Source organism: Candidatus Krumholzibacteriia bacterium, from assembly GCA_035649275.1.
GTDB lineage: Bacteria > Krumholzibacteriota > Krumholzibacteriia.
This window is the reverse complement of sequence record DASRJW010000115.1, coordinates 1-9543: the sequence shown is the minus strand read 5'-3', so window position 1 is coordinate 9543 and position 9543 is coordinate 1. Positions and strand designations below refer to the sequence as shown.

At 66.4% G+C, this 9543-nt stretch carries 8 protein-coding genes; 2 read left to right on the top strand and 6 right to left on the bottom strand.

Going from position 1 to position 9543, the window contains the following annotated elements; all coding sequences use genetic code 11:
- The 5 genes from VFE28_12140 to VFE28_12120 form a co-directional block, all read right to left on the bottom strand.
- A partial coding sequence (locus tag VFE28_12140) for a hypothetical protein (GenBank protein HZM16742.1) occupies positions 1–365 on the bottom strand: 365 nt, incomplete at its 3' end.
- 135 nt (positions 366–500) lie between these two features.
- A complete protein-coding gene (locus tag VFE28_12135) occupies positions 501–1937 on the bottom strand; it encodes an MFS transporter (protein ID HZM16741.1) in 1437 nt (478 codons plus the stop codon).
- Entirely contained in the window at positions 1934–2245 is a 312-nt protein-coding gene (locus VFE28_12130) for a TfoX/Sxy family protein (GenBank protein HZM16740.1), read from the bottom strand. The genes VFE28_12135 and VFE28_12130 overlap by 4 nt, the downstream gene beginning before the upstream one ends.
- Positions 2246–2344: 99 nt before the next feature.
- Positions 2345–4465 carry an oligopeptide transporter, OPT family gene (locus VFE28_12125; protein ID HZM16739.1) on the bottom strand — a complete coding sequence of 707 codons (2121 nt, stop codon included), beginning with the start codon at positions 4463–4465 and terminating at the stop codon, positions 2345–2347.
- Positions 4466–4618: 153 nt separating this feature from the next.
- On the bottom strand, positions 4619–6667 hold the full coding sequence (locus tag VFE28_12120) for a prolyl oligopeptidase family serine peptidase (GenBank protein ID HZM16738.1): 2049 nt from the start codon (positions 6665–6667) through the stop codon (positions 4619–4621).
- Positions 6668–7106: 439 nt separating this feature from the next.
- Between VFE28_12120 and VFE28_12115 the strand changes: the two genes are divergently transcribed.
- Together VFE28_12115 and VFE28_12110 are read left to right on the top strand one after the other, a co-directional pair.
- Positions 7107–8441 (top strand): TCR/Tet family MFS transporter, encoded by a 1335-nt coding sequence (locus tag VFE28_12115; GenBank protein ID HZM16737.1) that lies wholly within the window; start codon positions 7107–7109, stop codon positions 8439–8441.
- A 53-nt stretch (positions 8442–8494) separates the two neighbouring features.
- A complete protein-coding gene (locus VFE28_12110) occupies positions 8495–8722 on the top strand; it encodes a hypothetical protein (GenBank protein HZM16736.1) in 228 nt (75 codons plus the stop codon).
- A 313-nt stretch (positions 8723–9035) separates the two neighbouring features.
- On the opposite strand, the gene VFE28_12105 is transcribed toward VFE28_12110, so the two are convergent.
- The coding region (locus VFE28_12105; protein ID HZM16735.1) for a carbamate kinase at positions 9036–9543 on the bottom strand (508 nt) is incomplete at its 5' end.

Sequence of the window (9543 nt, the reverse complement as noted above, 5' to 3'; positions counted from 1 at the left end):
ATGACGGCCGCCACGAGGGTCGACACCGAGCTGAAGCGCGAGCGCGTGGTGGAGGTTCCCACCCCCTCGACGCTGACCGAGTTCCACTCGTAGGCGACGGCGCTGGCGTTGAAGCCGCTCTTTTCCGCCAGTGCCATCCCCGCCGGGTTGTACCAGGCAGCGGAGGCACCTTCGGCGCGGGCGAGGTACGCCCCGGCTTCGAGAGCCTCGGTCTGGCCGATCGGCAAACGGTCGTAGTTGGGAAGGATGCTCGTCGGCGGCAGGGTGATGCCGACCTGCTGCGCCGCGGCGCCGGAGCCGAGAAGGAACAGGACCCAAGCGAGAACGCACGGGAGGCGGAGCGCGGAGAAAACCTGGCATTTCATGGGGCGCATCCTACCCCGCCGGCGCGGCAAAATTCCAGGGGGTTCGCGGCGCCTTCCTCGAGTTCCCCTGCTCCCGCCGGTGGTCGGCAATCCTAGCGTGCGGCGCGCAATCATGAGCCCTTCCGTGCTTCAGCCTCAGGCCTTCGACTTGAAATCCTTCCCGACCCAGTTGCGAGCCAGGACCAAGAACAGCGTGGAGCTGATGGCGATGCAGCCGTAGATCAACCACAGGGTCCGGGTGTTCTGCGGCAAGCCGGTGGCAGGATCGGGGCAATAGCGCTGCAGGAACCAGCCGGAATAGAACGGCACCAGCATCTTGGTGAGGAACCAGGGGAACTGGGCCACGCCCATGTAAGCACCGGTGCGGCCTGGCGGGGCGATCTCGGCGGCGTATTGCAAGAAGCGCGGTTGCCAGATGGCTTCGCCGATGGTCATGACGACGATGTAGGCGAAGAGCGCCCACACCGTCGGGCCCAAGGCGAGAAAGAAGGTCGGCACCGCCATGATCGCCGTGCCGACGATCATCATGGGGTAGACCTTCGTTTGCCTCGTCATCGCCGCCACCAGCGGACAGAGAACGAAGATGAGCAGAGAGTTGAGATTGGTCGCGGTTTCGAACTTCTCTCCCACCCAGGAACCGGCGTAGGCGCGGCTCACGTATTGTGGCAGCGTGAGCCAGTTGTGGGCGAAGAGCGTCTGCACCGGGATGAGGCAGAAGATGAAAAAGGAGAATTTGGCATCCGCCAACGGGTGTTGCCGGAGCCAGAGCCAGGCGCGTGCCGCTGCCGTGGGCCGTGACCATCCGGCACCGGCAGGAGTCGGGGCGCTGGCGGGCGTCGATGCCGTCGCCGCTGGCCTCGATGGGTTTGCGGTGACAGGGCCCTCGGGAGTCGCAGTCACGGCGCTGGCGTCCGCCACGCCGCGCGCCACCGCGTTGCGGGTGAGAACGAGCAGGAGGAGGACGAGACCGAGGCCAGTCGAGGCGGTGTAAAACCAGTAGGCGCCCTGGATGCCGGAGCGTTCGCGGATGGCGGACATGAAGGTCGGCAGCCAGCCACCCAGGTTCATCACCGCGTAGAGCATGGCATAGGCCATGTTGGCGGTGGCGGGCGTGGTGAACTGCCGCGCCGCGGCGTAGGCGGCAGGCTGGTAGATGCCGTAACCGAGGACCACGAGCAGGATGGCGACGAGCGAGAGGCCGTTCAACGGCGAGAGAATGGCGCCGCCGCGCAGGCCGGAGCTCGGCGCGGCGGCGAGGACGATGCGCCCGGCGAGCATGAGGAGCAGGGAAACGATGAGCGCCCGCCGCACGCCCCAGCGGTCGGCCCGGCCGCCGAAGAAGAACATCGAGATGGTGATCCCCGAGGTCAGGGCGCCCACCATCCAGCCGGCGCGCTGGTCGTCCAGGCCGACGTACTCGTTGAAGTACATCGCCAGGTAGATGACCATGCCGAAGTAGACGAAGCCCTCGACGAGGTAGTTGAGGTTCACACCCCAGAGGGCGCGCGGGGCCCGCACCAGATCGACGAAGGGCTGGACGATCTCGCGCAGAGGCTGCGGCCTCTCCGTCACGTCTTCTCGCCTCGCACGAAGCGATGAGCCTCTCTCGCGAGCTCGATCCAGGGCGGCTTCGCTCCGGTGAGGACGACCCACTCCTTCATGAGACGCCCGTCACCCCGAGGGTCGAACCGCTCTCCCACTCCGGCGCGCACGAGCTCCTCAACCCGGTCTTTGGATAGCTTGGCGACGAACCGCCCCTTCACCATCATCGCGAAGATCTTGCCGTTTACCTTGAGCCCCACCGAGGCCATCATCTTGCCGGTGGTGACCTGACGATCGCGGGCGAAGGCCTCGACGACGCGCGCGAAGGCCGGGTCCATCGCCTCGCTTTTCGCGCTCTTGCTCTTCGGAGATTTCGCTCTCACTTCTTCTGTCCCAGTCCAGCGGAGCCGTCACATCGGTTCGAGCACTTCAAACAATCACCGTGCTCGGTTTTTGCTAACCCTGCTTCCCTTCACCTGGGCTCGCTTCGAGTTGACGTACAGGAAGATGCAGAGCGCCGTGAACATGACGATGCTGATGATCTGGCCGAGGTGATCGTGATGTTCGTCCATGGCCAGATCGATGAAGCGCTTCCAGTTGGCGAGCACGAGCAGGGCGCCGATGACCCCCATGATCGAGCCGCCGGCGATGAAGCCGCTCGCGAGCAGTGTGCCGCGCCGCATGCGCTCCTCGGAGACCTGAGCATCCCGGCTGCTCTGGCCCACGAAGTGTGCGATCAGCCCGCCGATGAAGAGAGGCGTGTTGATCTGCACCGGCAGATAGGTGCCGATGGCGAAGGCGAGGGGTGGGATCTTCATCATCACCAGCAGCACGGAGAGAGCCAGGCCCACGCCGTACAAGAGCCAGGTCACCGGTCGGTTGTCGAAGATGCCCGAGAGGATGGTGGCGAAGAGATTGGCTTGCGGCGCCGGCACCACTTGGCTGTTCGTGAAGCCGGAGACGAAGCGCCCGGTGGCCGGATCGGTGGAACCGAAGGCCCGGTGGATGAGGAGCACCGTGAGCGCCACGCCCAGCGCCCCGACCAGGGTGCCGATGAGCTTGGAGATCTGCTGGTAGCGCGGCGTGGCCCCGAGCCAGAAGCCCACCTTGAGGTCGGTGACGAAGCCGCCGCTCATGGCGAGCGCCGAGCACACCACGCCACCCATGACGATGGCCGCGTACTTGCCGAAGTCGCCCTGCAGCCCCACTCCCACCAGCGCCGCCGAACCGATGATGAGGGTCACGAGCGTCATCCCCGAGATCGGGTTGTTGCCGGTCATGGCGGTAGCGAGGGCGGCCACGGTGGTGAACAGGAAGGAGAAGACGAAGGCGATGAGGAGACCGGTGAAAGCGATCTGCGGTGCCTTGGCGGCGGACGTCGGGTCCTGACGCAGGAGGACGAAGAAGAACACCAGCACCGCGACGAGGGTGAGCGCGATCGCACCGATCACCGTGCTCATCTTCATGTCCTGGTCAGTGCGTACCGTGGTCGCCAGGTGCGCTTTGGGGCGTGCGATCTGCTGGAAGCCGAGGGAAAAGGCCTTCACGATGGTGCGCAGGCTCCTGAGGATGCCGATGATGCCGGCGCCGGCCATGGCGCCGACGCCGATACGCTGGGCATAGAGCCGGAAGATGTTGTTGGCCGACATGTCCCCGATGTGCTCGGGGACATTGGGGAGCGGTGCGGGCGGGATGGCCAAGTCGCCGACGTGCTGGCCGAAGTGGTAGATGAGCGGCACCAGCACCAGGGTGGAGAAGAGACCGCCAGCGGCGATGATCGCCGAGAAGCGGAGCCCGGTGATGAAGCCGAGGCCCAGGATCAGGCTCACCCCATCCACCGCCAAGGTGGCCTTGGTGGTCTCCGCCAGCTTGCGCATGAACGGCAGGAACTGGAAGTTGATGAGCTCCGACCAGGCCCGGACCGTGGTGGCGAGGAAGTCGTAGACGCCGCCGACGACGGCGGCCATCACCAGGGTGCGCGCCTGTTCGCCGCCGGTCTCGCCGGTGACGAACACCTCGTTGATGGCGGTGGCTTCCGGGAAGGGGAGCTTGCCGTGCTGCTCGACCACGAAGTAGCGCCGCAAGGGGATGAGGAACATGAGGCCGAGCAACGACCCGAGCACGGCGACGATGAACATGGTGAGCAACATGGGGCCCGTGCCGGGAGCGACATCCATGATGTACAGCGCCGGCAGGGTGAAGATCGATCCCGCCACCACGAGACCCGAGGCGCCGCCGATGCTCTGCACGATGACGTTTTCCAGGATGGTGTTGCGGCGCGAGCGGAAGAGCCCGGCGAGGCCCACGGAAAGGATGCTGATCGGGATCGCCGCCTCGAACACCTGGGCGACCTTGAGACCCGAGTAGGTCGCGGCCACCGAGAAAACCAGGGTCATCACGATGCCGAGAAGCACGGCGCGGGTGGTGAACTGGGGAATGTTCTCGTTGGCTGCGATGTAGGGTTCGAAGGTTTCGCCGGGCTGCAGTTCGCGGTAGGCGGCGGGGGAGAGCTGGCGCTTGCGCTCACCCCGCGGCGGGCCTTTGGGGCTCGGGGTCATCGGGCCTTGCACCTCCGGGCTGGAGTTGCGGGGCATGGTACGGGAGCGCGACCTCGAGGGACAAGGTCGCGCTCTCGTCCATTCAACCCCGAAGCCCCGACTAGAGGAGGCGCCGTCCGCCTGGAGTCGTCGCCCGTCACGTGGCGTCGTCCGTCAGGGCGAGCGGCTCGGCTGCAGCTCCTGCCAGAGGAAGGTGTAGGCCAGGGCCCACATGTAGGCCGACTGCTTGTTGGTGGCCGCACCGCCGTGGCCGCCCTCGATGTTCTCGTAGTAGAGGACATCGTGGCCCTGGTCCTTCATCTTCGCCACCATCTTGCGGGCGTGGCCAGGGTGCACACGGTCGTCCCGCGTCGAGGTGGTGAAGAGCGTGCGCGGATACTTCACCTCTTTTTTAACGTTCTGGTACGGCGAGAAGGTGCGGATGAACTCCCATTCCGCCGGGACGCCAGGGTCGCCGTACTCGCCCATCCACGAGGCTCCGGCGAGCAGCTTGTGATAACGCTGCATGTCCAGGAGCGGCACCTGGCAGACGATGGCGCGGAAGAGATCGGGGTACTGCGTGAGCATGTTGCCCACCAGCAGGCCACCGTTCGAGCCACCGATGCAGGCGAGGTGTTCCGGACTGGTGACCTTGGTCGCGATGAGATCCTTGGCGACGGCCGCGAAGTCTTCGTAGCACCTGTGCCGGCCCGCCTTGACCGCGGCCTGATGCCACTTGGGGCCGAACTCACCGCCACCCCGGATGTTGGCGAGGGCGAAGACGCCGCCCTTCTCCAGCCAGGAGGAGCCGCGCGTGCCGCTGTACGTGGGCATCTCGGCGACCTCGAAGCCGCCGTAACCGTTGAGGAGCGTGGGGGCCGTGCCGTCGGCCCGTAGGTTCTTGGGCGCCACGAGGAAATAGGGAATGTGCGTGCCGTCGGCGGAAACCGCCTCGTGCTGGGTGACGACCAAGCCCTCGGCAACAAAGAACGCCGGCGTCTGCTTCAGCTTCTCTGGCGCACTCCCGCCGGCGGCGCCGTAGTAGTAACCGGTGGGGGAGACGAAGTCGGTGATGGTGAGGAAGAAGGCGTCGCTATCGTACGAGTCTTCGACGGTCTCTTTGATGCTGCCGAAATCCGGCAAACCAGGGATGGGCTTGCGCGACCACGTGTTGCCGTCGGGACGCAGCACGTAGAGTCGGTTCTTGACGTTGTCGAGCTCGTTCAAAAGGATGGTGTTGCGGGTGGTGGCGTAGCTCGCCAGCGATTTGCGCTCCGACGGCTCGAACAGCATCTGGAAGTCCCGCTTGCCGGCGAGGAAGTCCTCGAACCGCGTGGCCAGCAGGGCGCCGGCGGGCCAGGTCTTCCCGTTCACGGTCCAATCTTCACGGAGCGTGAGCAGCAGCCATTCCCGGTGCACCGTGGCGTCCGCATGGTCGGGCTTCTCGATCTTGAGCAGCTTGCCGTTGCGGCGCAGGTAGAGCTCATTGGTGTAGAAGGTGAGCCAGCGGTAGACGAAGTCCCGCTCGAACCCCGGAGTGTGGTCGCGGAGGGCACCGACGCCCACGTCCTCTTTCTGGCCCTCGTAGACGATCGGGGCCTTCTCGAGCGGGGTGCCGCGCTTCCACTCCTTGACGACCCGTGGATACCCGGACGTGGTCATCGTCGTCGAGTCGAAAGCGACGCCGACGTAGAGCGTTTCCCGGTCGAGCCAATTGCTGTCGCTCTTCGACTCGGGCAGCCGGAAGCCGTCCGGGATGAACTGCTTCGTCTTCAGATCGAACTCGCGCACCACGTCGGCGTCGGCGCCGCCGCGGGAGAGCGACACGAGCGCTCGGGTGTAGTCGGGCGGCAAGGGCTCTCCCTCGTGCCACACCCAGTTCTCGTTCTCCGCCTTCCCCAGCGCATCGAGGTCGATTACGGTCTCCCAGGCGGGCTCGGCCTTGCGGTACTCAGCCAGGGTGGTGCGCCGCCACACGCCACGCTCGTGCTGCTTGTCCTTCCAGAAGTTGTAGTAGTAGGCCCCGATCTTGTCCACGAAGGGGATCTTGGCGTCGGAATCGAGGATCTCCAGGATGCGGGCGTTCATTTTCTTGAACGCCTCCGAGTTCGCCAGCTCGCCGGTGCTCTCGGCGTTCCGCGCCTCGACCCAGGCCAGGGCCTTCTCCCCGGTGACGTCTTCGAGCCAGAGATAGGGATCCGCCGGCGTCGCGGCTTGCGCCATGGCGAGGCGCGGAGCGCAGAGTGCGGCGGCGACGAGCACGGCGCGCAGGCCCTGCAGGGCAGCGCGATGGGCAGGGGTAAGGGGACGCATGGGACCTCCTGGAGCTGGCGGACGACAGGTGCGGGCTGACCCATCGTAGATCCGGAGGACCGGGGACGTCCACGTGAAGCCACGGTCTGCGGGCCCGAGCAACGGCTGCGGAATCGGTGGGAACCCCGCCTCCAGGGCTCGATCCGAGCGCACAGCCCGAACACAACGAAGGGGGCCAGCCCTCTCGGGCTCCGCCGCTTGATCGCTTGCCCCTTCACCGGCAATCCCCGTTGCCGAGGAGGCATAGGGGAATTGCCGTCCAAGGACTCGATGAGAGCACAGGTCTCGTCGCACCGCCCGACTTGCGTGCGTTCGAACGGCCGCGCATCATGGCGGCTGGAGGTGGCCGTTGAGCCCCAGACGTCCGGGCAAGCACTCCATCGTCTTCGTCGCTGTCACCGTTCTCCTCGACACCATCGGTTTCGGTCTCATCGTACCGGTTCTGCCATCGCTGCTCGTGCAGTTGACCGGCGAGAGCGTCAATCGTGCCGCGATTTACGGTGGCTACCTGGCGTTCACGTACGCCGCGATCCAGTTCATCTGCGCCCCGGTGCTCGGTAGTCTTTCGGACCGTTTCGGGCGCCGCCCCGTCTTGCTGAGCGCAGTCGGCGCCCTTGGGATCGACTACATCGTGATGGGCCTCGCGCCGACGTTCGGCTGGCTGTTCCTCGGACGCGCCATCGCGGGGATCGCAGGTGCGTCTTTCACACCCGCGTACGCTTACGTGGCGGACATCAGCCCGCGCGAGAGACGCGCCCAGAGCTTCGGCATAGTGAGCGCGTCGTTCGGGATCGGCTTCATCCTCGGCCCGGCGCTCGGGGGGCTCCTGGGTGGCCTCGGCACGCGGGCTCCCTTCTTCGCCGCCGCGGCGCTCTCGCTCCTCAACTTCCTGTACGGCTGGTTCGTTCTTCCGGAATCCTTGGCGCCCGAAAGGCGCCGCCGCTTCGATTGGAAGCGCGCCAATCCGCTCGGTATGCTCCTGCAAATGCGCAAGCACACGCTCGTAGGCGGGCTGCTGGCAGCGCTCTTCTGCTGGATGCTGGGACATCAGGTGATGCCCGCCACCTGGGCCTATTACACCAAGTTCCGGTACGGTTGGTCGGAAGCCATGATCGGCGCTTCCCTGGCGCTCGCCGGCGCGCTCATGGCCACGAGCCAAGCGACCTTGCTGCGGAAGCTCGTGCCGCGTTGGGGCGAGCGGCGTACGGCGCTGACCGGCATCGCGTTCGCAACCTTGGGCTATTTGGGCTACGGCACGGCGACCGCGGGTTGGATGATGTTGGCCTGGCTCTCGACGTGGCTCTTAGGGGCGATGGTGATGCCGAGCACGAACGCTCTCATGTCGCACCGCATCCCGCACGATGCGCAGGGGGAGCTGCAGGGCGCGGTTGCGAGCCTCTTTTCGCTCAGCTCGATCCTCGGGCCGCCGCTCATGACGCAGCTCTTCGGGCGCTTCTCGGCGTCGGGCGCTCCCTTGCAGGTTCCGGGTGCGGCGTTTTTCGCCGCCGCGGCACTCGCCGGCATCGCGTTTTGTATCTATGGGATCACGACGCGCCGGGCTGTGGCCCTGACGCGAGAGCCCGACCGAGCCTGGACTGAAGCGGCGGAAGCGGCGGTGGTCGAGAGCACGGTCGGCGAAGCGGTGGCGGGAGAAACGGCGGCACCCGAGGCGCCCGGTTCCTGAGTCGAGAGTCCGCTGCAGTTCGTGAGGCCGCCGTGTCCCGGCAAGGACAGCAAATGGAAGTCGTATTCGGAGTGATCGTCCTCGCCGCCGTCTTGGCTGCGATCGCGCGCCTCTCGCGCGCTGGCCGAGGTCGGGGCGCGCGGCGCTTCAAGTGTCACGACTGCCAGCACCTCCGCAAGGGCTTGGACGACGGCGTCATGTGCGGCTACGGCAATCGGGAGGTCTTCAAGACCCCGGCGCACATCAGGATGTGCGGCGATTGGACGCCGGCGCGCCGGTGAGCAGCACGTGCCATGCGGAGTTCTAACCGTGCCGCCACTCTTGGAACGCGGCCCCAGCGGGAACCTCGTTGCTGTCTCGGGCATTCATCCACGGGACGGCGCCGGGGGCATCGGCTGTTCGAACACGTACGCCGCCTGAGCGGTCGACGCGCCGCTCCCGCCCCGCTTCCTCGACCTCCTGAACTACGACTTCCTCGAACTTCCGTGGCTCACCCAGGATCCCGGCGACAAGCTCGGCGAGCCGGGAACCGGGAGGATCGCCGACGACGAGATCGAGTATTGGCGAGGTAATCTTCTTGGGGACTTCCGCCGCTCAGGGCGCCATGTGGACGTACTCGATGGTGGCGACGGAGTTGGAGACGTGCGTTCCTGCACGGCCGTCGAGGATGGCGCGGAGGTCCGCCAGTGCCCCGATGGCGGCGGTCTTGCCGGTGCGCTCGGCGAATTCGCAGGCCGCTTCCACCTTGGGTCGCATGGAGCCGGCAGCGAAGTCGAAGCTGGCGAGGGCGCGGGGCGAGGCACGGCGCACCTGCCGTGCCTGCGGCGTCCCCCAGCGCACCGCGACCGCGGCGACGTCGGTCGCCATGAGGAAGAAGTCCGCCTCCAGCTGCTGCGCCAGGAGGGCGCTGGCGAGATCTTTGTCGATGACTGCTTCGACACCGTGCAGCTTGCCGTCGTCGTCGTAGGCGGTGGGGATGCCGCCGCCACCGCTACAGATCACGATCGTTCCCTGGTCCAGGAGCCAGCGGATGGGCCGAATCTCGAAGATGCGCCGTGGCTGCGGTGACGGCACCACACGCCGGAACCGGTCGCCGTCGGGA